This is a genomic window from Janthinobacterium sp. BJB446, from assembly GCF_002735655.1.
Classification (GTDB): Bacteria; Pseudomonadota; Gammaproteobacteria; order Burkholderiales; family Burkholderiaceae_D; genus Janthinobacterium; species Janthinobacterium lividum.
In genome coordinates, this window is the sequence record NZ_PDZK01000001.1 from 492711 (window position 1) to 514755 (window position 22045).

The window sequence follows — 22045 nt, forward strand, 5'->3', positions numbered from 1 at the left end:
GCGATGATTTGTGGCTAAGAAGCGCAACCGTGCTAGAGCACGGTGAGCATCGCAGGCCGCAAAGCGCGACGCGCAGTAGGTTTTGTTTGGCGTCCACGGCATGAAAGTGTTTTTGACAGGCGCAGCGGGTTTTATCGGCAGTTCTATCGCGGCGGGCCTCGTGCGCGCCGGCCATCAGGTGACGGGCCTCGTGCGCAAACCGGAACAGGTGGCCGAGCTGGCCAGCATCGGCGTGCACGGTATCGTCGGCACCTTGAACGACCGCGCATTGCTCATCGAGCAGGCGAAGGCGGCCGATGCCGTCATCAATGCGGCCAGCAGCGACCACCGCGCCGCCGTCGAAGCGATCCTCGAAGCGCTGGCCGGCACGAACAAAGTGTTCCTGCATACAAGCGGCTCGTCCATCGTGGGCGACGCGTCGGGCGGCGAGGGCACGGAACAGATCTATTACGAAGACAAGCTGCCGGCGCCGACGGCAGACAAGGCGGCCCGCGTCGCCATCGATGACCTGATACTGGCCAGCACAAGCCAGGGCGTGCGCGCGAGCGTGCTGTGCAATACCCTGATCTACGGCCACGGCGCCTTGCCGCGCGACAGCGTGCAGTTGCCGCGCCTGCTGAAACAGGCGCGCAAGAGCGGCATCGTGCGCCACGTGGGGCCGGGCCGCAACATCTGGTCCAACGTGCATATCGACGATGTCGTCAGCCTGTATTTGCTGGCGCTGGAAAAGTCGCCGGCCGGCACGTTTTACTTTGTCGAGTCGGGCGAAGCAGCTTTCCATGACATGACGGCAGCCATCGCTCACGCGCTGGACTTCGGTCCCGCGCAGGATTGGCCGCTGCCCGAGGCGATAGCCGAATGGGGCTATGAGATGGCGTCCTACGGCCTTGGCTCCAACAGCCGCGTGCGCGGCGAGCGGGCGCGCAAGCTGCTGGGCTGGCAGCCGCAGGGCCCGTCCGTGCTGGCATGGATCAAGAACGACATGCTCCATCCGCCGCACGCCATCGCTGTTTGATGTAGCTCAGCAAAACCCCATCAGTGTGCGCTAGCGAACGGTGCTGTATGGCGATCGGGAGTATGATGGCTCTGCTTGGTTGAGACGCACTGCCGTGAAGTTGGCGGCATGTTCGATCTTCCAGCAGGTCAGCCGGTCGCCTCAAGGATCGGCACCAGATTTCTGTTCGCGTTGGCGCCCTGTGCCACGCGGCTGTGCACTGCAACTCCAGGTCGCGGTGTGTACTGCGAACCCCTTCAAGGCCGGCCTAGCCGGTCTTTTTTTTGCCTGTTGTTTCCGCCGCTGCGCCATTCACCGCCACCTGTCCGCCATTCGCCGAAGCGGTGTTTTCCCATCACCGAAATCCGCGTATCTTTACGATCAACCAACTTCAAGGGGTGACCGTGAAACCTGAACCAGCTTATTGCCGCCGTACCCAGCTGCTGTGGGGCGTGCTGCTGATCGCCATCGGTGCCATCATCCTGCTGGACCGGCTCGATGTGATCTATCTTCACGATTATTATTCACTATGGCATTATTGGCCGGTGATACTGGTCGTCTTCGGCTTGAACAAGCTGCTCACGCCCGTGTCCGCCAAACAGGTGCTGAGCGGCCTGTGGCTGATCTTTTTCGCCGCCTGGTGGTATGTGTCGTATGAAGAACTGTGGAACCTGAGTTTTTATAACAGCTGGCCCGCCTTGCTGATCGCCTGGGGCGTGGGTCTCGTGCTGGAGCCGCTGTTGAACAAACATTTTATTGCCTACCGGGAGTCCGAGCATGAAAAATAAACCGCCGCTGCACTCGCCATCGCAGATCGTGCTGGGCGTCATCGTCATCGGCCTGGGGCTGCTGTTCCTGCTCGATAACCTCGGTTTCATCAACGTGCGCTACACCTTCCGCTTCTGGCCCACGGCGCTGATCGTGTTTGGCCTGCTGAAACTGTCGCAAAGCCGCAGCGCGAACGGCTATCTGGTGGGCGGCATGCTGGTGCTGCTGGGCGTGGCCTGGACCCTCAAGCACATGGGCATCTTCTACATGAACTGGGACTTGCTGTGGCCCTTGCTGATCATCGGCCTGGGTGTGGCCGTGGTGTCGAAGTCCCTGCCCGGCGCGCAGCAGCGGCAGCGCCGCCGTCGCTTTGCTGCGCAGCAGGACGGTACCGCCGCGCCTGACTCGTTCGGCCAGGCCAGGAATGGCGCCGTGTCGCTCGACAAGGACACGGCAGCACCCGGCGCCAGCGGGCAGGCGGACGATGACAGCATCATCGAAGTGACGGCCATCCTCGGCGGCTATGTGCGGCGCGTGTCGTCGCAGCGCTTCAAGGGCGGCGATATCAATGTCATCATGGCCGGCTGCGAGATCGACTTGCGTCAGGCGTCGATCGAAGGCGAAGCCGTGCTCAACGTATTTGCCCTGTGCGGCGGCGTCACCATCAAGATTCCGCCCGACTGGAGCGTCGTGCTGCAGGGCACGCCCATCCTCGGCGGTTTCGAAGAAAAGACCATCGTGCCGCCGAACCAGGCGAAGCGCCTGTACGTGACGGGCTACGCCATCATGGGTGGCCTGGAAATCCGCAACTAGGCGCGCATGTCGGGGCCCCTGTCGAAGCGGCGCGGCGCCGTGGTGGTTTTCCTGGTCTGCATCGCGCTGGGCCTGGCCCTGGCCTTTATCCTGGCCAGGGTGGCCCACGCGCCCTGGCTCAATGCCGTCGTGCTGGTGGTGCCCGCCACGCTCGTGTATGCGATCGGTTCGGGCTTTTCCGCGTTTTACCTGTGCCGCGCCTACCCCTTGCATGCGCGCCATCCGCTCGCCATCGCCGGCGTGATGGGCGTGGCGGCCCTGTTCGCGGGCTTGCTGTGGGCCACCTTGCTGCAATTTTTGAACAGCGTCAGCCTGTTGCTGGAGCTGCGCTGGCTGGGCGTGAACCTGACGCAATCGCTGCTGGCCCTGTTCTTTGGCCTGGGCGTGCTGCTGTATTGCCTCGCTGCCGCCGTGCATTATCTGTTGCTCGAATTCGTGCGCGCCAGGATGGCCGAGCAGCGGGGACTGGAAGCGCAACTGACGGCGCAGGAAGCGCAATTGCGCATGCTGCGCACGCAGATCGATCCGCATTTCCTGTTCAACAGCCTGAACTCCATCAGCGCCTTGACGTCTATCAATGCGGCGGGCGCGCGCCAGATGACGGTGCAGCTGGCCAACTTCTTTCGCCAGAGCCTGAGCCTGGAAGCGCACAAGCACATCACCGTGGAACAGGAACTGGTGCTGATCCGCCATTTCCTGGCCATCGAGCAAGTGCGCTTCGGCGAACGCCTGCAAGTGGCGGAAGCCATCGATGCCGCCGCGCTGGCGTGTTTGCTGCCCCCCATGCTGATACAGCCGCTGGTGGAAAATGCCGTCAAGCATGGTATCTGCGGCTTGACGGAGGGCGGCCTGATCGCCATCGAGGCCAGGCGTATGGGCAGCCTGTTGCAGATCGCCGTGCGCAACCCGGTTGACGCGGATCAAGGGCCAGAGCGAGGCAATGGCGTCGGCCTGGAAAATGTGCGCCAGCGCCTGGCCGGCGCGTATGGCCACGAGGCCAGCGTGCACTGGGGCCGGCGCGATGGCCATTTCGAGGTGATGATTTCCATGCCGGCGCAGACCGGCGACACGGAGGAAGCATGATGCAGGCAAGAATGCGGGTGGCCATCGTCGATGATGAATTGCTGGCGCGCAGCGTGTTGCGCGAATACCTGGCGCGCCATGACGATATCGACATCGTGGCCGAGTGCGCCAACGGTTTCGAAGCCGTCAAGGCCATCGCGGACCTGGAACCGGAACTGGTGTTTCTCGACATCCAGATGCCGCGCCTGGATGGTTTTGAAGTGGCGGAACTCATCGGCGCGAAGACAAAGCTGATCTTTGTCACGGCCTACGACCAGTACGCCTTGAAGGCGTTCGAATGCCATGCCCTGGACTATCTGCTGAAGCCGTTCAGCGAACAGCGCTTCGACCAGGCGCTGGCCCATGCGCGCGCCAACCGCAGCACGCCCGAGACCGTGCTGACGCTGGCGCGCGAGGCGGCCACTCGGGCCGCGCCATTGGACCGCGTGCTGATACGCGACGGCGCCAAGGTCCACGTGATCGCCAGCGCGCGCATCGACTACATCGAGGCGCAGGATGATTACATCAGCATCCGTTCCGAAGGCAAATCCTACCTGAAAAGCCAGCGGCTGTCGGAGCTGGAAACCCAGCTCGATCCCGCCAAGTTCCTGCGCGTGCACAGGTCGTACCTGCTCAATATCGACGGTATCCGCCGCATCGAGGCGGCCACCAAGGACAGCCATGTGGCCATCCTGCGCGACGATACGAGGATACCCGTGAGCAAGGCGGGCTACCAAAAGCTCAAGTTACTGGTTGGCTAGCTGCACATCCCACCACGTCGGCAAGAGCTGACGGATTTCCGGGCGCGAAAAGCGGTCGTCGATCAGGTAGACGACGCCCTTGTCCGACTGCGTGCGGATGACCCTGCCGGCCGCCTGCACCACTTTCTGCATGCCCGGATACAAGTACGTATAGTCGTAGCCGGCGCCGAAGATGTCGCCCATGCGCTGGCGGATCTGCTCGTTGACGGGATTGATCTGCGGCAAACCGAGGGTGGCGATGAAGGCGCCGATCAGGCGCGCGCCGGGCAAATCGATACCTTCGCCAAACGCGCCGCCGAGCACGGCAAAACCGATGCCGCGCGTGTCCAGGCCGAAGCGGCCCAGGAATTGCGCGCGGGCAGTATCGTCCATGCGGCGCGACTGCTGCCAGATCGGCACGTCCGGGTAATGCTGGGCAAACAGGGCGGCCGTCTTTTCCATGTAGTCAAAACTGCTGAAGAAGGCCAGGTAGTTGCCCGGCGTTTCCGCGTACTGGCGCGCCATCAGCTGGGCGATGGGCAGCAAGGATGCGGCGCGGTGCTGGTAGCGCGTGGAAATGGTGTCGGCCACGCGCACGGACAATTGTTCTGCCTGGAATGGCGACTCCACGTCGACCCAGGCCGTGTCGGCCGGCATGCCCAGGGTGTCGCTGTAGTAATTCCACGGGCTCAGGGTGGCGGAAAACAGGGCCGTGCTGTGGCTGGCCGCGAAGCGTTCCTTGAGAAACGGTGCCGGCACGATGTTGCGGATGCAGACAGTGGAACCCGTGTCCGTTTTACTGACGTCGAACAGCGAATGTTCGCCGAAACTCTCTGCCAGGCGGTTGATCAGCAACACGTCGAAATAAAAGCGTTGCAAGTCTTCATCGAGCGCCGCCGCGTGCTCGGCCAGGTAGTCGCCGATGGCCGTGGCCACGCCTTGCAGGGCGCCAAAGAATTTGTCGGGCAAGGCGGGATGCACGTGGTAATCGCCATCCTGTTCTTTCAGTAAAGCCGTCCACTGGCGCGAGAGGCGGTCCAGCGGTTTTTTCAGCGCCTCGGGCGCGAACTTGCGCAGCATCTTCAGGTTGATCTGCGCCAGCTCGGCGCTATACATGCTGCGCGCGCGCGACACCATATTGTGCGCCTCGTCGACCAGCACATTGATTTTCCAGTCGTGGGCGAGGGTCATGCCGTACAGCATGGCGCTGAGGTCAAAATAGTAATTGTAGTCGCCGATGACGACGTCGCTCCAGCGCGCCAATTCCATGCCCAGGTAGTACGGGCAAATGCCCTGCTGCAGGGCGATGGCGCGCACGGCTTCCTTGTCGAGGATCAGGCCGCTGGCCAGCGCCACCTCGCGCGCCAGCGGCAAGCGGTCGTAAAAACCCTTGGCCAGCGGACACGATTCGCCATGGCACGCTTTGTCAGGATGCTCGCAGGCGCTGCTCTTGGCGCTCAGTTCCAGCACGCGCAGCGGCAGCAGGGGCGCGCTGTCTTTCAGGATGGCGCAGGCGTCGAGCGCCATTTGCCGGCCCGGGACCTTGGCGGCCAAAAAAAATAGTTTATCCAGGCCATGCGCGGCCGTGGCTTTCAGCATGGGGAACAGGCTGCCCACCGTCTTGCCGATGCCGGTTGGCGCCTGCGCCAGCAAGCCGCAGCCACGGCTGCTGGCCTTGTACATGGCCTCGGCCAGCTGGCGCTGGCCCGGGCGAAAGTCCGCATGGGGAAAGGACATGCTGGTGAGTTGCGCGTCGCGGCTGGCGCGGTGCGCCATTTCCTGCTCGGCCCAGTCGAGGAAGAGGGCGCAATGCTGTTCGAAGAACAGGCGCAGCGCCTCGGCCGTGCATTCCTCGTGCATGACGGTTTCCTTCTGGCTCACGATATCGAAATACACGAGCGCCACGCGCAGCATGGGCAGGTTCAGCTGCTGGCACAGCAGGTGGCCGTAGATGCGCGCCTGCGCCCAGTGCAGCTGGCGGTGGTTGGCGGGCATCGCGTCGAGTTCGCCCCGGTAGGTCTTGATCTCTTCCAGCTGGCGCCGCGCCGGGTCGTAGCCATCGGCGCGGCCGCGCACGTGCAGGGGACCGAAGTCGCCGGACAGGCTGATTTCACGCTGGTAATCGTCATCGCGCCGGCTCGTGACGGTGGCGTGGCCCGCCATGCCTTCCTGCGCCGTGGGCGAGGGGGTGAAGCGCAAGTCCAGGTCGCCCACCTTGGCCGTGAATTCGCACAGGGCGCGCACGGCGATGGTGTAAGTGTTGCGGCTCATGCTGCCGCCTGCCATTGCAGGTAGCACACGCTGACGGGCATGGCGTGCTCGGCGCAATACGCGATCCAGCGCAGCTGGTTGTCTTGCAGGCGGTCGCCCGGACCCTTGACTTCGATCATGCGGTAGCGCTGTTCGGTCGGCCAGAACTGGATCAGGTCGGGAAAACCGCTGCGGTTGCTTTTGATGTCGAGCAAGATGCGCTCGAACGCCTTCTTCAGGTGTGCGGCCGGGATGCAGGCCAGCGCCAGGTCCAGCAAGCCGTCTTCCAGTATGCTCCAGCTGACGAAGGGCGAGACGATGCCGTGCTTGGCGGCAAGCGTGGCGCGGATGGCGGCGTGGTAGCTGCCATCGTCCAGTTGCGCCAGGCAGGCGGCAAAATCGTTGCTGCGGCGCTGGTAAAAATCGGCGCTATGCAAGTCGGCCGGCCCCCTGTGAAACGGGTGGAAGAACGCGCCCGGCATGGGTTTGAAGATGGCGGGCCAGCACAGCAGGCCGAACAGCGAGTTGATCAGGGTGTTTTCCACGTAATACACGGGGGCGTCGTCCCGCATCAGATGTTGCTGCACCACTCCTTCCACGTAGCACGCCTGTTCCGGGCAGGGCAGCAGCAGGTCGATGCGCTCCACGGCGGCAGCTGCGTTGGCCACCTGCTTCGCATGGCCCAGCTTGCGCCGCAAACGGGGGGCCATGCGCAGCAGCAATTGCTGTTCCGCTTCGCTTTCCGGCGCGGCCAGGGCGATCTGCAGGCGCTCGTAGGCAGCTTGCGGCTGCTCATCTTTCTCCAGCACGCGGATGGCGCGGCCACGCGCGCCCGGATAGCGGCAATCGGCGTAGGCGCGGTAGGCGGCCGGCCAGTCCTGGCATTTCTCCAGGTGCTGGGCGATCTGGAAGCGCAGCTTGTCGCGCCGGCTGGCCAGCCAGGTATTGTCCTCTGGTAATGGCAGCGCAGCCAGTTCCTGCAGCACCTCGTCGGCCGGCGCGCTGTCGTTGTAGCGTTCGCGGCACTGGTGCAGCACTTCATAGTGCTCGATATCCTGGCGCGTGCGAAAACCCCGCGACTGCGGCGAGAATTCCACTTTTTCATATTGATACACGCCGAGGTCGGACAGCACGAATTCCGACCAGTCCTGGTGATAGTTGCCAAAGTAAATCAGGCGCAGGCGGTCGCACAGCGCTTGCAGGCCGATGCGGTACAGCACGTCACTGGAAGCCGGATGCCAGGCGGAAAACGGTTTATTTTCCCCATGCTGCTCGCGCAAGGCGTCCAATTGCTCCGCCTTGCGCGCCGCCTTCAGGGGCGCGTCGAGGGCGAAGGCCTGGGCGATTTCCATTTTCAGCAGCAAGTCGAACAGTTCTTCGAGAGAAATGGCAGGATCGGCCTCGACCCAGCCCGTGGCCAGCAAGGGCAAGGCGGCGGCGCGCGTGTCGCCGATTTCCGGGTAATTGAGCTTGCTGGCGCGAAACAGGCAGCCCTTGCGCATGACGAGGCGCACGAACAGGGCGCGCGACGGCTGCGGCAGTGCGCCGAATGCGGCAATGAATTGCGTTTCTTCAGGACTCAGCAGATCGGCGTAACGCGCGCTGATCCAGTTCAGCACATCTTGGAAATTATCCAGATAGTACAGGGGATTTTCCAGGACTCTCAACATGGGGATGGCATAGGGCAAGATGCAAGGTGATCAGTTTTACTGTGTTTATATACAGTTTAAACCTTCAGCCGCCGCTTGCCCAGCGAATTATGTTCAGTCAGCCGTGCTGTAGGCAAAACAGCAGTCGAACTTTTCGTAGGGAATCAGTTCGGCGCGCAGGCTGGCCAGTTCGATATCGGTCAGCAAGCCCCGGTGCGCTTCCGTGCGTCCTTTCGGCAGTGCTACGTCGTAATCGATGATGTCCCTGGCCAGCAGCGCCTGCAGCACGTCGGCTTGCCGCGCCGTCAGGTAGCGCGCATGCGTGCCCAGGGTTTTTGCCAGTTGATCTATGAATGCCTCGTCGCTGACGTCGTTGTACGTATCCTGGTCGGCCATGCTGTTCAACAACATGTGAACCATGAAATCTTGCAGGTTTTTCGCCAGGTACTGGGCTTCATTATCATCATGCCACAGCAGCACGATGGCCATCTCGCCGTCTTGCCCGCTTGAGGCGAAAAAGCAGTAGTGGTCGCCTGCGCCCGTTTGCGCGAACGGGATGAACTGGAAGGCGGGGTCGATCTGCCGGTAATCTTCCGTATCCAGCAGCGCTTCCACTTCCGCGGCAACGGCCTTGACATTGAGCAATTCGAAATCGTCCGCATGCAATAGCAGGGTGGGGCGGTCCGTCAATGTGGGATAGACCAGCTTGTACCAGTCGGGGCCATATTCACCCACGGCCAGCATGCCGTCGCGCTCCAGCTGCCGATACAGTGCAGGATAGGTGAAGCCGTGTTGTTGTTCTATTTCTGACAGTGTCATGTTTGTCCTGTTAAACGTGAGTGATGGTCCAATGATAGTCGAGGCGATGGCGCGCACGGTTGGCGCCATGGTAGCCATGATGGACATAATTAATAAACATTTTAGTTTACTTATGTGGTACGGCCACGTACTCTTGCCAGACTATATCCATCGAGCCCGCATGAAAAACATCATATTAATTTCCGCCGCTTGCCTGCTGGCGCTGCTGTCGACCATCGGCGCCTCGCTGCCATACCCGATCCTGCCGCCCTTGTTTGCGGCCGAGGCGCCGAATGCCTTCAACAATTTCCTCGGCTTGCCGTCGAAATTGCTGTTCGGCCTGGCGCTGACCATCAACCCGCTGGGCTTGCTGATCGGCTCGGCCTTGCTGGGACCGCTGTCTGACCGCTACGGCCGCCGTCCCTTGCTGATGCGCACCGCCGTGGGCGCCGCCATCGGCCACGCCATCACGGCCTGGGCGCTGGTGATCCAGTCCTACCCGCTGTTCATCGTTGCCCGTTTCATCACGGGTTTGCTGGAAGGTAACGGTGCCGTGGCGCGCGCCATGCTGGCCGATCAGTTGACGGGGCCGCTGCGCCTGCGCGCCATGTCATGGCTGAACGGCGCGTTTTACCTGGGCTGGCTGGTGGGCCCGATCCTGGCGGGTGCGACCCTGCATTGGGGCGTGACGGTGCCGTTCTGGATCGCCGCCGCCGCCCTGATGCTCGTCGCCGTGCTGGTGGCCGTGGGCTTGCCGCGCGAAACGCCGTCGTTGCTGACGACGTCGTGGTGGCAAGTGGCGCGCGACCGCCATTCGCTGAACCTGCTGCGCCATGAGGAGCTGCGCACCCTGTTCATCGTGCAGCTGGCGCTGACGTGCGGCGTGGCCAGCTTCTACGAGTTTTATCCGCTGTGGCTGGTCGAGACGGCGAATTACCATGCACAGGAGATTGCCTGGGTGAATGTGGGCCTGTGCGGCACGATGACGGTCACGTCCTTGCTGGCGGGCGGGCCCAGCCGCCATGCGCCGCTGCTGCGGGCCAGCTGGTATGCGTGCGGCGTGGCGTTGGCCGTAGGAATCTTGGCACTGGGTAATATCTGGGTGGGCATCGCTGCCATCGTGCTGTTCGGCATTCCGAATGCCTTGTACAACACGGTGATCCAGGGCTGGTGCGCCGAACGCTTCAGCGCGCACGGGCAGGGCGCCGTGATGGGCTTGCTGGCCACCACCTTTTGCATCGCCAACATCGTCGTGGCCCTCAGCGGTTCCGTGCTGACCTTGATCGACACGCGGCTGATCCTCGTCGCGGGCGCCTTGTCCGCCGCCTGGGCCGCGTGGCGCATGGCGGCCTGGCGCCGCCAGCTGGCCGGCGTGGGCGACACGCAAGCCGTGGCATGAGCGCGAGCATGAATACGTCGGAGCAGATCCTGTTCCTGCTGAAGATGCGCGGGCCGCAGACGGCGCAGCAACTGGCGGCCTTGCTCGATATCACGTCCATGGGCGCGCGGCGCCAGCTGGAAGCGGCGCTGGAACGTGGCCTGGTGGCTTTCGAGGACGTGGCCGACAAGGTGGGGCGCCCGTCGCGGCGCTGGACGCTGACGCGGGAGGGCCATGCACGCTTTCCTGATCGCCATGCCGACCTGACCCTGGAATTGATAGCGCAGGTGAAAACCCTGTTCGGCGACGAGGGCCTGGATAAACTGATCGGCGCGCGCGAGCGCAGCAGCGAAGCCGCCTACGGCAAGCTGGTCGACCCGCAGCTTGCGCTGGCGCAACGAGTGGACAGCCTGGCGCGGGCGCGCGATGGCGAGGGGTACATGGCCCATGCGGAACCGCAGGACGATGGCAGTGTCTTGCTGGTGGAAAACCATTGTCCGATTTGCGCGGCCGCCACGGCATGCCAGAATTTCTGCCGCTCGGAGCTGGCCATCTTTCAACGGGTACTGGGGGGCGATTGCACGGTGGAGCGCAGCGAATATCTGCTGGAGGGGGGGAGGCGCTGCGTGTACCGGATCATACCCATCGGGGTCTGAGGAGTCAGGCCCCGATAGTTGTAGGTCGGGTTAGCGTTGCGCGCGTAACCCGACATCCCCATTGGCGCCAACAATGCGTCGGATTACGCGCGGCCTTGCCGCGCTAATCCGACCTACATCACTTATTTCTTGGCAGCCTTCGGCTTGGCGGCAGGCGCTGCCTTTTCAGCAGCGGCGGTGGCGCCGCTCGTCGCCTTTTCCGTTGCCTGCGCCACTTGCGCGCTGGCCTTGGCGATCTGCTCTTCCACGGTTTTCACGGCCTGTTTTGTGGCCTTGGTCACCTGCTCGTAGCCGAGGAAGGCGTTGTCGATGGCGGCCTTGACGATGGCGACAGCGTTTTCCGAGCCTGGCGGCACGTTTTTCGTGACGTCGTAGATCAGGGCGCTCAGATTGCTTTTCGCTTCAGCCACGTGGGCTTCGGCGGCCGTGGTGAATTCCGTGTGGATTTCCTTGATGATGTCGTCGAGTTGCTGTTTATACGCTTTTGCGCCGGCCACGCCCGGTTGCAGCTGGGCGGCGGCGGCAGCCATGGCGGCCTTCGGATCCTTGGCCTGGCTGATTTCCTTGCTGGCTGCAAGGCCATCCTCGATGCCGGACTTGGCGGTGGCCATGTTCAGCGCCAATACCTGTTCCACGCCTTGCACGGCCTTGGAGGTGAGGGTGTTGAAGGTCATCAGCTGGAATTCAAACAGGGCCTTGGTGGCCGATGCGAATTGTTCGGGATTCGTAAACATGTGGTCTCCTCGGTTTGAATAGATACGTTCTTATCGTTCCATACTCTTTCGACGCCGCAATGCCATCGCTTGATCTCAAGCCGGTGCCCCGTGTGGTCATGACCCCATTATTTAACAAGCGCCGGTTTTTCGCAACGGCTATCTTTGTAGGGTCCCGAGGCCAGTTCCCAGCCAAATCCCAGGGTCGACTGGGCGCACGACAGGGTGCCGTCGATCTTGCTGCGCCATTTGTACCAGGGGGCAGGGCCGGCCGAGGCCCACGCGCAGGCGGCCAGCAGGGCCGTGGCGATCAGGTATTTCATAGTTGCTCCGAAAGAAAAGCCTGCCGGCATTGTAGCGCGCCTGCCGTTCAGGGAGCGGGCGATTGCGGCGCCGTGGCGGGCAGCTGCAGGGTGAAGGTGGTGCCGCTGGTGGCACCGGTGTTGCTGGTGGCGTCGATATGGCCGCCCAGCACGCCCGTGACGATGTTGTGCGCCACATGCAGGCCCAGGCCAGAGCCGCCGGAACCGAGCTTGGTGGTGAAGAAGGGGTCGTAGACGTGCGCCAGGTCGTCGGCGGCGATGCCCACGCCCGTGTCGGCGATGGACAGGGTGATCGTCTGCCCATCGTCGCTGCCGCGCGCCGTGATGGCGATGTTGCCGCCGCTGCGGCCCTCGAAGGCATGGCGCAGGCAATTTTCCAGCAGGTTGCTCAGCACCTGGCCCAGCGGGCCCGGATAGCTGTCCATGGCCAGGCCGTCCGGCACGTCCTGCGTCAGGCTCAGGCCGGCGGCCTTGAGCGGCGTCGACATGGGCAGCATCAGTTCGGCGACGAACTGGCGCAGCAGGAAGTGGCGGCGTTGCGAACTGGCGCGGTCGACGGCGATCTGCTTGAAGCTCGATACCAGGTCGGCGGCGCGCTGCAGGTTGCGCAGCATGATGGCGTCCGCCTCGCTGGCCTGGGTCAGGTAGGCGCCCAGTTCGGAGCGGCGCAGGCCGTCGAGGAAGCTGGCCTGGATTTCGCGCGTGCGTTCGGCCATGGTGGTGGCCACCACCAGGCCGTTGCCGATCGGCGTATTGAGTTCATGCGCGATGCCGGCCACCAGCGCGCCGAGCGCGGCCAGCTTGTCGCGGCGCACCAGTTCTTCCTGCGTGATGGACAGGTTTTCCAGCGCGGCGGCCAATTCGAGGTTCGTTTGCTCCGAGTGTTCCTTGGCCTGCGTCAAGGCCGCCGTGCGTTCGGCCACCAGCTCTTCCAGGTGGGCGCGGTGGCGCTGCAGCTCGCGTTCGTGGCGCATGCGGCCGATGGCGATACCGGCCAGGTCGGTCGCCGTGTCGATCAGTTCCAGGTCGCGCGCGTCGGGCTGGCGCACTTCGCGGTAGTACATGGCGAACGAGCCGAGCACGGCGCCATCCTGGCCGAAGATGGGGCGCGACCAGCAGGCGCGCAGGCCGAACGGCGCGGCCAGCTCGCGGTAGGGCGCCCACAGCGGATCGCGCATGATGTCGGTGACCACCACCGGTTCGCGCAGGAACATGGCGGTGCCGCAAGAGCCCACGCCAGGGCCGATGGCCACGCCTTCGAGCAGGGCCATGTATTCGGGCGGCAGGCTGGGACCGGCCGCGCTGTGCATGTGGATGCCGTCATCGTCGAGCAGCATGATGGAGCAGAGCACGCCGCGCGACTGGCCTTCGATCAGCAGCAGCAACTGGTTCAGGGTGGGGATCAGGGGCGCACCCTTGGCGACCATTTCCAGCAGGGTGCTCTGGCCCGCGCGCATGGCTTCGGCCAGGTTGCGTTCGGTCAAGTCGATGATGCGCGCATGCACGAGCTGGCGGCCCGGCACGGACAGGCGCATCAAGCGGATTTCGCAGGCGATCGGGTGGCTGTCGCGGTGGCAGCAGCTGGCGCGGAAGACGACGATCTTGCCTTGCAAGGTATCGCGGATCTTTTCTTCCAGCAATTGCGGCGAGGCGCTGCCATCGCTCTGATGCCTGGGGAACAGGGGCTCCATGCCGCCTTGCAGCAGCTCGGCCAGCGGCATGCCGAACAGTTCTTCGGCCAGGTGGTTGGCGTCGATCAGCAGGCGGTTGTCGATATCGAACAGCAGCACGGCGTCGGGCGAACCGGCCAGGATGGAGTGGTAATTGACTTCCAGCGTTTGCGGATGCAGGGGGCGCGGTGGCGTGGCGGGAGCGGCGAAGGGGCGGGCGGCTGGCGCCTCGGCCTTGTGCAGCGCCAGTTCCATGAGGATTTTTTCCGCCACGTCGCGCGCATTGAAGGGCATCTTGATGTAGTCGCTGGCGCCGGCGCCCACGCTGCGGCCCTGTTCCTCGGCGCTGGGAGTGGCCGACATCAGCAGCAGGGGCACGCCGTGGCGTCCGCCCGCATTGCGCAGGCGCATGCAGGTGGCGCCGATATTTGTGCCCGCCAGCGCCGCGTCGAGCAGGATCAGGTCCGTGCCGCCGGCCGCCAGTTCCACGCCTTCGTCGATATCGCCCGCCAGTCCCGTGCCCAGGTTATGCCGGTCCAGCACATACAGCAGTTCGCGCACATCATTCGGCGAATTGCTGACCAGCAGCACATTGGCCCGGTCGGTGATGGAGGAAATCAACTGGTTCATGGTATCGCGCCCTTACGCGGTTCATGGGCCTAGTATTACATCAAGGCAAGTAGGAGTAAACGATAATTCTTGATGACCAAAAGCAATCTGTTCAAGCCGCTTTTTGCGCTGCCGGTGCCGCTTCCAGGGCCGCGCGCGCCTGTTCGATGCGCGGGTAATTATCCTCGATCCAGTCGACCAGCACGGCCAGGCGCTCGGCCGCCTCGCGTCCCAGCGGCGTCAGGCTGTATTCCACCTTGGGCGGTATCACCAGATACGCCTGGCGCAGCACGAAACCGTCGCCCGCCAGCGCTTCCAGGGTTTGCGCCAGCATTTTTTCGCTCACGCCGCCCACTTCGCGGCGCAGTTCGCTGAAGCGCCGCGTGCCGCTCAGCAGCAGTACCAGCACCAGCACGGCCCAGCGGCTGGTCAGGTGGCTGAGCACGGCGCGCGACGGGCAGGCCGCCGCCAGCAGGTGCGCCCCCTGGTTTTGGCGGGCGAGGGCGGTGCGCAGGCTGGCGCCAGGAGTGTCTGTGGACATGATAGTTGGACCTGTAAATGTAGATTTCATTCATACTTACCAAAAGGTACGTACTTACAATAAGTAAGCAATAGTCCTATTATAGGGTTTTACCACCCACGTACCAAGGAGAAATCATGATCGTCATCACCGGCGCCACAGGCAATCTGGGCCAGCACGTCATCGCCAGCCTGCTCACATCCGTCCCGGCAGCCAATATCATCGCCGCCGTGCGCAACCCGGCCAAGGCCGCCGGCCTGGTCGCCCAGGGCGTGCAAGTGCGCCAGGCCGATTACAACGATGGCGCCAGCCTCGATGCGGCATTCAAGGGTGCAACGAAGATCCTGCTGATTTCGTCGAGCGAAGTGGGCCAGCGCGCGCAGCAGCACCAGAATGTCATCGATGCAGCCAAGCGGGCCGGCGTGGCCTTGCTGGCCTACACCAGCGTCTTGCGCGCCGACACGTCGCCGCTGGGCCTGGCCGCCGAGCACGTCATTACGGAAGCGGCCATCCGCGCATCCGGTCTGCCGTACAGTTTCCTGCGCAACGGCTGGTACCTGGAAAACCATACGGAACACCTGGCGCCCGTGCTCGAGCATGGCGTCGTGCTGGGCGCGGCGCAAAACGGCCGCTTCTCGTCCGCCGCGCGCCTTGACTACGCGGCGGCCGCTGCCGCCGTGCTGACGGCGCCCCAGCCGCAAGCCATCTATGAACTGGCTGGCGACCACGGCTTTACCCTGGCCGAGTACGCTGCCGAAGTGGCCCGGCAGTCGGGCAAGGCGATTGCGTACAAGGATATGCCGCAGGCGGACTTCAAGGCGGCGCTGGTGGGCGTGGGCGTGCCGGAAGGCTTTGCCGACCTGCTGGCCGACTCCGATGCGGGCGCGGCCAAGGGCGGCCTGGAAGACAATGGCAAGCAATTGAGCGCGCTGATTGGCCGTCCGACGACGAGCCTGTTTGACGCCGTGAAGGCGGCACTGGCCAAATAAGGGAAAGGGCCGCGCGGCAGCGCGGCATCTTGAAATGAAAAAAGCCGCAAACTCGTGAAAGTTTGCGGCTTTTTTGCGAATTAGGTAATGGTGCCCACGAAGGGACTCGAACCCCTACACCCGAAGGCACATGGACCTGAACCATGCGCGTCTACCAATTCCGCCACGTGGGCACTGATGCTGCTTGTTGCTATATCTTACTACTGTACTGCGGACTACAACGACAACAACTCGTTGCTGGTGGTGCCCACGAAGGGACTCGAACCCCTACACCCGAAGGCACATGGACCTGAACCATGCGCGTCTACCAATTCCGCCACGTGGGCATTGTGCTGCTTGTTACTACTATCTGCTACTTTACTGCGGATCACAACAATCGACAACTTGTTGCTGGTGGTGCCCACGAAGGGACTCGAACCCCTACACCCAAAGGCACATGGACCTGAACCATGCGCGTCTACCAATTCCGCCACGTGGGCATTGTTACTGCTTGCTGCTTGTCGCTGCATGTTCTGCAGCGAGGACAAAATCATAAGGGCTGGCGTGCATTCGGTCAATCAACATTTTGCACTTTTCTTCAAGAAACACCCTTTTCCCCTGAAAAAAACCATTTCCCTATGAAAGGCAAGATGAATCTGCCTGTTTTTTCAGCAAAAACAGGCATTTGGCGCTTATTGCGGCAGGGTGATGGTTTGCGTGCCGATCTGCAGCAAGCGTCCGCCAGGCACTGTCTGCAGGGAGGTTGGCACCGATTTGCAGCCGATATCGAGCACGATCAGGAACTCCGCCGCCATGGCCGGGGTGGTCTTGACGTAGGCGGCGTGCTGCTGGCTTGCCTCCTTGGGAGGATTGGGGGCGCTAAAGCTGGACAATTGTTCCTCGTCTGGCCGTAATGATTGCAGGCAAAGCGAAGCCGTGCCATTTTCTATGCTGGCCCGGCCATTCGGATACAGGTACAGGGTGTTGAGCGCATGCATGTTCCATTCGAAAGTGCGGGCCGTTGCGGAGTTCAGCTTGTCGAGCACCACCACCACGTCGTTCGAGCGCGAATACCATATTTGGCGCTTGGCCAGGCTCAAGTCGTTGCTGTAGGCGGCACTGGCATCGCCTTCCACGTAGTCGAGGTCCGTGCCGTGCATGAATGCCGTGATCTTGCCGTTTTTGTAGCGCATCTCGTAGTGGCCGGCGATGAATTGGCCTTTCCCGCCATCAAAGGTGATGGCGTTGTGGGCGCGCGACTGGCGGTACCAGCTTTGCGACAGCGGCGATGCGTAGTAGTCCTGGTAGCCGGCTTCGATCAGCAGTGGCTTGCCGCCGCTGTTGATGACCAGGCTGTTTTGATCCCCGTGGCTGTGATTGAAGGCGCCGAACGGACTCGATTTGAAGTAGACGGAAGTGCGGGCGGCGTTGCTCATGTCGCTGTGCATGGCTGCCCAGCCAATGCTGGGAAAGAGCATGGCGTTGGGCGGTGCTTCGGGCGCGACCGTGTCGGCAGGCAGTGGGTAGGGCGCCTGTAGCAGGGTGATGGGATTTTCCTGCGCGCCCGGCTGGCTGCTGTACCAGGCGGCCGCTGGCGTGGCTTGCCGTGCCACATACGCCTTCAGGGGGGCCGGGTCCGGCTTGCTTTCGTGGACATCGCCGAAGACGTGGCGTGGGGCGTTCGGTGGGATGAACTGCATGAAATAGCTGGAAAATCCCGCTGCCCACGGTTTGTTGAACAGGTTGACGCCGGTGGCTTCGGCCAGCGGCTGCCATAGTTGCAACTGTATATCGGTGGTGTACTGGCCATACGCCGAGCCGTTGGCAAAGCCGCCTTCCGGGCCGCTCCAGACGTGGACGATATGCATGTACGAGCGCACGGCAAAGTCGAACCAGGCTTGCGCTTCCGGCCTGGCGTCGAGCAGCAGGGTTGAGGCGGCGGCAAGGTAGCCCAGTGCCTCGACGCCGTGCGAGTCCATGGGGGACTGGTCCAGGCGTCCGCCGGCGATGGACAGGTCCGCGTAAATGGGCGTCAGCCGCTGCGCGGCGACCGACAGCCAGTGCGCGCGGCGGGGCGCATCCAGATCCAGCCACAGGAAGTCGGCCCCCTTGGCAAGTACCAGAGCAATCATGCGCGCCACCTGGTCCTGCGCTTTATAACTGGTGGGTCCATCCGGGCTCAGCGCGGCCAGCTGGTCGCCGCGCAGTATGGCTTCATCCAGATACCTGCGTTCCTGTGTCAGGCGAAATAGCAAGGCGGCCGCTTCCATTTGCCGGATCACGGCGCCGGCGGCATTGGCGATGCGGTTGTACTGGCCGCCATCGTTGGGCGTGGTCCACATGCCATCGTTGACGCTGGCCACGGCCGTGGTATTCAGATTGACTTCGCTGACGAGGCGGTTCAGGAAGGGGCGCCGCTTGCTCTCCATGGCGGCATCCCAGGCGCTCGCTTGCGCGAAGGAGGCTGGCAACTGGCGCGGGCGCGGGTGGGCCCGCACGGTCGCCGCCATATCGGACGATTCGGGAACGACAAAATTGCGTGAATTGCTGTCGATGGTAAACGGACGCTTGTCGGACCAGTCGCGGGACGTGGAAAGCGGGCTGACGCGCCATTCATACTCGCCGGGCGGCAGTGCGCTCGATGGCAGCAGGAAATTGCGCGAGACGGTGTGGCTGCTCGCGGTGCCGCCAACCGGCAAAATCTCCACGACATATTGCGCCGGATAGCTGGCATGGCGCGGCCAGGCAAAGGACGGCGGATTTTGCACCTGCAATTTCACTTGTTCCGGTGCCGGTTTGACGATTTCAGGGCTGCTGGAGCGGGTGCTTACCCAGTCCGCCGCCTGGCTGGCGCCAGCGCCGAGGCTTAATGCCATGAAGCTGTTGAAAAGAATCCGTTGGTGTTTGCCTGGCCTGCATGTCATGACTTCTCTCCGTAATGCTGTTGCCAGTCACGCGCGATGCGTGACATGGGGAGATGTCAATATACTATTGAATGGAGCAAAAATGTTCTTTTTTGACAATTGCCCGGGCGGGTTGGTGCCGTGCTGCGGAAATGAAAAAAGCCGCAAACTCGTGAAAGTTTGCGGCTTTTTTGCGAATTAGGTAATGGTGCCCACGAAGGGACTCGAACCCCTACACCCGAAGGCACATGGACCTGAACCATGCGCGTCTACCAATTCCGCCACGTGGGCACTGATGCTGCTCTATTACTTGTCGCAAAATAACTTCGCAACAATTCTGCTATTATAACGGCTTGAAGAGTTTTGCGCCAGATGAGCTTTCGCTCCATACTGCACATCAACCCTGTACCGCTTTCCTGCAACTGCATTCCCGTGAAGGTTTGTCGCTGCAAGAGACCGAGATTATAGAGCAATATTTGCCGAAGTCAAATGCATTGCGCAGCTTTTCTCCTTTTTTTCATCGGCGGGGCACTTGTTCGGTTTCCGCTACGCTGTCCGTTAGGCAAACCAAGGCGTCCTCCGGTACACTACCGGACATCACCGTGTCAATATTGACGGTGATGTCATCGGTCTTTGTCTTCCGTTTGATCACTGTCAATAACAACTATAGAAATACTTTTGAGCCAAAATACCCACACCATCCCCAGCCGGGAGGACATTCTCGGCATATTCCGCAGCGTCAACGCGCCTCTCGACCCGCAGTCTCTCGGGAAAACGCTGCAAGTGCATGCCGATTCCATGGATGTCCTGGTCCGTCGCCTGAAGGCGATGGAGCGCGACGGCCAGCTCAAGTCTGACGCCAGCGGTGTTTTCAGCCTGGCCGACCAGAGCGCGCTTGTCGCCGGTCGCGTTACCAGCCACCGTGACGGCTTCGGCTTTGTCATTCCCGACGACGCCAGCGCCGACCTGTTCCTGCCTGAGAAAGAAATGCAGAAAGTACTGCATGGCGACAAGGTCATGGCCCGCATCGTCGGCACGGACCGCCGCGGCCGCCCGGAAGGCACGATCGTGGAAGTCACCTACCGCGCCAATACCCACGTCATCGGCCGCCTGATCCAGGAAAACGGTACCTGGGTCGTGGCGCCGGAAGACCAGCGCATCGGCCAGGACATCCTGGTGACCGGTTCGGTGGGCAAGGCGAAGGCCGGCCAGATCGTCAGCGTCGAGCTGACCGAGCAACCGATGCGCTTCAAGCAGCCGGTCGGCAAGATCGTCGAAGTGCTGGGCGCCCTCGATGATCCCGGCATGGAAATTGAAATTGCCGTGCGAAAATTCAACGTGCCGCACGTCTTTTCCGCCGCCGCCCTCAAGCAGGCTGAAAAGCTGCCCTTCGAAGTGCGCGCCGCCGACCTGAAAGACCGTGTCGACCTGCGCGACGTGCCGCTCGTTACCATCGATGGCGAGGACGCGCGCGATTTCGACGATGCCGTGTATTGCGAGCCCGTCAAGATCGGCCGCGCCAACTGCTTCCGCCTGATCGTGGCGATTGCCGACGTCAGCCATTACGTGAAGCCGAACGACGCGCTCGATGCCGATGCGCTCGAACGCAGCACGTCCGTCTACTTCCCGCGCCGCGTGATCCCGATGCTGCCGGAAAAACTGTCGAATGGCCTGTGTTCGCTGAACCCGGCCGTCGACCGCCTGACCCTCGTCTGCGACGCCGTCGTCAGCGACAAGGGCGAGTTGAAGGCGTATCAGTTCTATCCGGCCGTCATCCATTCGGCCGCGCGCCTCACGTATGACGAAGTCGCCGCCGTGCTGGGCAACACCAAGGGACCCGAAGCGGCACGCCGCGCGGACATCCTGCCGCACCTGCAAAACCTGGAAGCCGTCTACCGCGCCTTGCTGAAGGCACGCACGGAGCGGGGCGCCATCGACTTCGAGACGACGGAAACGTATATCGTCTGCAATAGCGCCGGCAAGATCGAAAAGATCATCCCCCGCACGCGCAACGAGGCGCACAAGATCATCGAAGAGTGCATGCTGGCGGCCAACGTCTGTGCGGCGGATTTGTTGCTGCGCAACAAGCATCCCGGCACCTACCGCATCCACGCCAGCCCGACCAAGGAAAAGCTCACGCAAGTGCGCACCTTCCTCAAGCAGGTGGGCCTGAACCTGACGGGCGGCGACACGCCATCGGCATCCGATTACCAGACCCTGATGCAGCAGATCAAGGCGCGTCCCGACGCGGCACTGCTGCAAACGATGCTGCTGCGCTCGATGCAGCAAGCCGTTTACAGCCCGGACAATATCGGCCACTTCGGCCTGGCGTACGAGGCATATGCCCACTTCACCAGCCCGATCCGCCGCTATCCCGACCTGCTGACGCACCGCGCCATCAAGGCCATTTTGCAAGGCAAGAAATACGAGCCGAAGCTGTCCGAAAAGACCGTGCTGAACACGAACGTGTCGAACGCCACGCGCAAGCAGCAAGCGAAGGACAAGGCCGACGGCAAGCCGAAGAAGACGGACCTGACGATCTGGGACGCGCTGGGCGTGCATTGCTCGGCCAACGAGCGCCGCGCCGACGAAGCGTCGCGCGACGTGGAAGCCTGGCTGAAGTGCTACTTCATGCAAGACAAATTGGGCGAAGAGTTCACCGGCACCATCACCGGCGTGACCACCTTCGGCGTCTTCGTGCAACTCGATACCCTGTTTGTCGAAGGCCTGGTGCACGTCACCGAGCTGGGCACCGACTACTTCCAGTACGACGATGCGCGCCATGAATTGCGCGGCGAACGCACGGGCAAGCGCTACCAGCTGACCGACCGTCTGACGGTGCAAGTGGCGCGTGTCGACCTGGAAACGCGCAAGATCGACCTGCGTTTGGTTACCGATGCGGAACTGGCGGGCGAAGATGCGCCAGCCAAGCCGAACGGCGCCGGCAAGCGCAAGGGCGAAAAGAAATCCATGGTCAAGCCCGGTCCTGCGACCGAGCAGCGCCATGAGATCAAGGCCAGCGTCAACAACGGCGGCAAGGCCGGCAAGGGTTCCGGCGGCCGTTCCAATGGCACCAAGGCGCAAGCCAAGCCTGCAGTCAAGGCGGCGCTGAAGGAAGCCCCCAAGGCCGCCGAACCTAAGCGCAGCAAGAAACCAGCCGCGGCACCCGCTGCGGCGGCACCACGTGCAGCAAAAACTGTATCAAAATCAAGCAAGAACAAGCGATAAAAG

Annotated in this window: 17 protein-coding genes and 4 tRNA genes; 9 read left to right on the forward strand and 12 right to left on the reverse strand. The window is 62.6% G+C overall.

The features are described from left to right. Positions 1-100 precede the first annotated feature (100 nt). The 5 genes from CSQ92_RS02240 to CSQ92_RS02260 all read left to right on the forward strand — a co-directional run bounded on the left by CSQ92_RS02240 (position 101) and on the right by CSQ92_RS02260 (position 4398). Complete coding sequence (locus CSQ92_RS02240) at positions 101-1015, forward strand: NAD-dependent epimerase/dehydratase family protein (RefSeq protein WP_099393112.1); 915 nt, start codon at positions 101-103, stop codon at positions 1013-1015. 383 nt (positions 1016-1398) lie between these two features. Then, complete coding sequence (locus CSQ92_RS02245) at positions 1399-1782, forward strand: LiaF transmembrane domain-containing protein (RefSeq protein WP_070254145.1); 384 nt, start codon at positions 1399-1401, stop codon at positions 1780-1782. Further along, complete coding sequence (locus tag CSQ92_RS02250; RefSeq protein ID WP_034778147.1) at positions 1772-2575, forward strand: LiaI-LiaF-like domain-containing protein; 804 nt, start codon at positions 1772-1774, stop codon at positions 2573-2575. Before CSQ92_RS02245 ends, CSQ92_RS02250 begins: the two co-directional genes overlap by 11 nt. Before the next feature lie 6 nt (positions 2576-2581). Then, positions 2582-3658 (forward strand): sensor histidine kinase, encoded by a 1077-nt coding sequence (locus CSQ92_RS02255; protein WP_099387223.1) that lies wholly within the window; start codon positions 2582-2584, stop codon positions 3656-3658. A gap of 11 nt (positions 3659-3669) precedes the next feature. After that, complete coding sequence (locus tag CSQ92_RS02260) at positions 3670-4398, forward strand: LytR/AlgR family response regulator transcription factor (RefSeq protein ID WP_092610242.1); 729 nt, start codon at positions 3670-3672, stop codon at positions 4396-4398. Here the strand turns inward: CSQ92_RS02260 and CSQ92_RS02265 are convergent. From CSQ92_RS02265 to CSQ92_RS02275, 3 genes are all read right to left on the reverse strand, one after another. After that, positions 4384-6648: an ATP-dependent DNA helicase gene (locus tag CSQ92_RS02265; protein ID WP_099394557.1), complete on the reverse strand. Its 2265-nt coding sequence runs from the start codon at positions 6646-6648 to the stop codon at positions 4384-4386. The two genes, CSQ92_RS02260 and CSQ92_RS02265, sit on opposite strands and share 15 nt — an antisense overlap. Then, positions 6645-8297 carry a VRR-NUC domain-containing protein gene (locus CSQ92_RS02270; protein ID WP_099393113.1) on the reverse strand — a complete coding sequence of 551 codons (1653 nt, stop codon included), beginning with the start codon at positions 8295-8297 and terminating at the stop codon, positions 6645-6647. Before CSQ92_RS02270 ends, CSQ92_RS02265 begins: the two co-directional genes overlap by 4 nt. A 93-nt stretch (positions 8298-8390) precedes the next feature. Beyond that, positions 8391-9095, reverse strand: coding sequence for an SMI1/KNR4 family protein (locus CSQ92_RS02275; RefSeq protein ID WP_099393114.1), 705 nt, complete (start codon positions 9093-9095; stop codon positions 8391-8393). A 160-nt stretch (positions 9096-9255) separates the two neighbouring features. Between CSQ92_RS02275 and CSQ92_RS02280 the strand changes: the two genes are divergently transcribed. Both CSQ92_RS02280 and CSQ92_RS02285 read left to right on the forward strand, forming a co-directional pair. Next, the gene (locus CSQ92_RS02280; protein ID WP_034778162.1) at positions 9256-10473 is read left to right on the forward strand and encodes an MFS transporter; all 1218 of its coding nucleotides are present in this window, start codon (positions 9256-9258) and stop codon (positions 10471-10473) included. Positions 10474-10481: 8 nt separating this feature from the next. After that, the gene (locus CSQ92_RS02285) at positions 10482-11108 is read left to right on the forward strand and encodes a helix-turn-helix transcriptional regulator (protein ID WP_070254134.1); all 627 of its coding nucleotides are present in this window, start codon (positions 10482-10484) and stop codon (positions 11106-11108) included. 122 nt (positions 11109-11230) lie between these two features. Here the strand turns inward: CSQ92_RS02285 and phaP are convergent, their stop codons facing one another. The 4 genes from phaP to CSQ92_RS02305 form a co-directional block, all read right to left on the reverse strand. Beyond that, positions 11231-11842, reverse strand: a complete 612-nt coding sequence (gene phaP, locus CSQ92_RS02290) for a TIGR01841 family phasin (protein ID WP_034778166.1) — start codon at positions 11840-11842, stop codon at positions 11231-11233. A 107-nt stretch (positions 11843-11949) separates the two neighbouring features. After that, positions 11950-12144 (reverse strand): hypothetical protein, encoded by a 195-nt coding sequence (locus tag CSQ92_RS02295; RefSeq protein ID WP_034778169.1) that lies wholly within the window; start codon positions 12142-12144, stop codon positions 11950-11952. A gap of 47 nt (positions 12145-12191) precedes the next feature. After that, on the reverse strand, positions 12192-14444 hold the full coding sequence (locus CSQ92_RS02300; protein ID WP_099393115.1) for an ATP-binding protein: 2253 nt from the start codon (positions 14442-14444) through the stop codon (positions 12192-12194). Positions 14445-14535: 91 nt separating this feature from the next. After that, a complete protein-coding gene (locus tag CSQ92_RS02305) occupies positions 14536-14964 on the reverse strand; it encodes a winged helix-turn-helix transcriptional regulator (protein ID WP_034778174.1) in 429 nt (142 codons plus the stop codon). Positions 14965-15080: 116 nt separating this feature from the next. Here CSQ92_RS02305 and CSQ92_RS02310 point away from each other — a divergent pair, with 116 nt between their 5' ends. Beyond that, positions 15081-15932, forward strand: a complete 852-nt coding sequence (locus CSQ92_RS02310) for an SDR family oxidoreductase (protein WP_099393116.1) — start codon at positions 15081-15083, stop codon at positions 15930-15932. Between the two features lie 88 nt (positions 15933-16020). On the opposite strand, the gene CSQ92_RS02315 is transcribed toward CSQ92_RS02310, so the two are convergent. The 5 genes from CSQ92_RS02315 to CSQ92_RS02335 form a co-directional block, all read right to left on the reverse strand. Further along, positions 16021-16105, reverse strand: a tRNA-Leu gene (locus CSQ92_RS02315). A 68-nt stretch (positions 16106-16173) separates the two neighbouring features. Continuing rightward, a tRNA-Leu gene (locus tag CSQ92_RS02320) sits at positions 16174-16258 on the reverse strand. A gap of 68 nt (positions 16259-16326) precedes the next feature. After that, positions 16327-16411, reverse strand: a tRNA-Leu gene (locus CSQ92_RS02325). Between the two features lie 192 nt (positions 16412-16603). Further along, positions 16604-18787, reverse strand: a complete 2184-nt coding sequence (locus CSQ92_RS02330; protein WP_099393117.1) for a heparinase II/III domain-containing protein — start codon at positions 18785-18787, stop codon at positions 16604-16606. A gap of 233 nt (positions 18788-19020) precedes the next feature. Next, positions 19021-19105, reverse strand: a tRNA-Leu gene (locus CSQ92_RS02335). 387 nt (positions 19106-19492) lie between these two features. Between CSQ92_RS02335 and rnr the strand changes: the two genes are divergently transcribed. Next, positions 19493-22042 (forward strand): ribonuclease R, encoded by a 2550-nt coding sequence (rnr, locus tag CSQ92_RS02340; protein ID WP_099393118.1) that lies wholly within the window; start codon positions 19493-19495, stop codon positions 22040-22042. Positions 22043-22045 lie beyond the last annotated feature (3 nt).

What these genes read in the sequence shown, in the direction of transcription:
- CSQ92_RS02305 (WP_034778174.1), bottom strand. Translation starts at nt 14,964, where the DNA reads ATGTCCACAGACACTCCTGGCGCCAGCCTGCGCACCGCCCTCGCCCGC.
- CSQ92_RS02270 (WP_099393113.1), bottom strand. Translation starts at nt 8,297, where the DNA reads ATGTTGAGAGTCCTGGAAAATCCCCTGTACTATCTGGATAATTTCCAA.
- CSQ92_RS02310 (WP_099393116.1), top strand. Translation starts at nt 15,081, where the DNA reads ATGATCGTCATCACCGGCGCCACAGGCAATCTGGGCCAGCACGTCATC.
- CSQ92_RS02285 (WP_070254134.1), top strand. Translation starts at nt 10,482, where the DNA reads ATGAATACGTCGGAGCAGATCCTGTTCCTGCTGAAGATGCGCGGGCCG.
- CSQ92_RS02255 (WP_099387223.1), top strand. Translation starts at nt 2,582, where the DNA reads ATGTCGGGGCCCCTGTCGAAGCGGCGCGGCGCCGTGGTGGTTTTCCTG.
- CSQ92_RS02265 (WP_099394557.1), bottom strand. Translation starts at nt 6,648, where the DNA reads ATGAGCCGCAACACTTACACCATCGCCGTGCGCGCCCTGTGCGAATTC.
- CSQ92_RS02300 (WP_099393115.1), bottom strand. Translation starts at nt 14,444, where the DNA reads ATGAACCAGTTGATTTCCTCCATCACCGACCGGGCCAATGTGCTGCTG.
- CSQ92_RS02250 (WP_034778147.1), top strand. Translation starts at nt 1,772, where the DNA reads ATGAAAAATAAACCGCCGCTGCACTCGCCATCGCAGATCGTGCTGGGC.
- phaP (WP_034778166.1), bottom strand. Translation starts at nt 11,842, where the DNA reads ATGTTTACGAATCCCGAACAATTCGCATCGGCCACCAAGGCCCTGTTT.
- CSQ92_RS02240 (WP_099393112.1), top strand. Translation starts at nt 101, where the DNA reads ATGAAAGTGTTTTTGACAGGCGCAGCGGGTTTTATCGGCAGTTCTATC.
- CSQ92_RS02260 (WP_092610242.1), top strand. Translation starts at nt 3,670, where the DNA reads ATGCGGGTGGCCATCGTCGATGATGAATTGCTGGCGCGCAGCGTGTTG.
- CSQ92_RS02280 (WP_034778162.1), top strand. Translation starts at nt 9,256, where the DNA reads ATGAAAAACATCATATTAATTTCCGCCGCTTGCCTGCTGGCGCTGCTG.
- CSQ92_RS02275 (WP_099393114.1), bottom strand. Translation starts at nt 9,095, where the DNA reads ATGACACTGTCAGAAATAGAACAACAACACGGCTTCACCTATCCTGCA.
- CSQ92_RS02295 (WP_034778169.1), bottom strand. Translation starts at nt 12,144, where the DNA reads ATGAAATACCTGATCGCCACGGCCCTGCTGGCCGCCTGCGCGTGGGCC.
- CSQ92_RS02330 (WP_099393117.1), bottom strand. Translation starts at nt 18,787, where the DNA reads ATGGCATTAAGCCTCGGCGCTGGCGCCAGCCAGGCGGCGGACTGGGTA.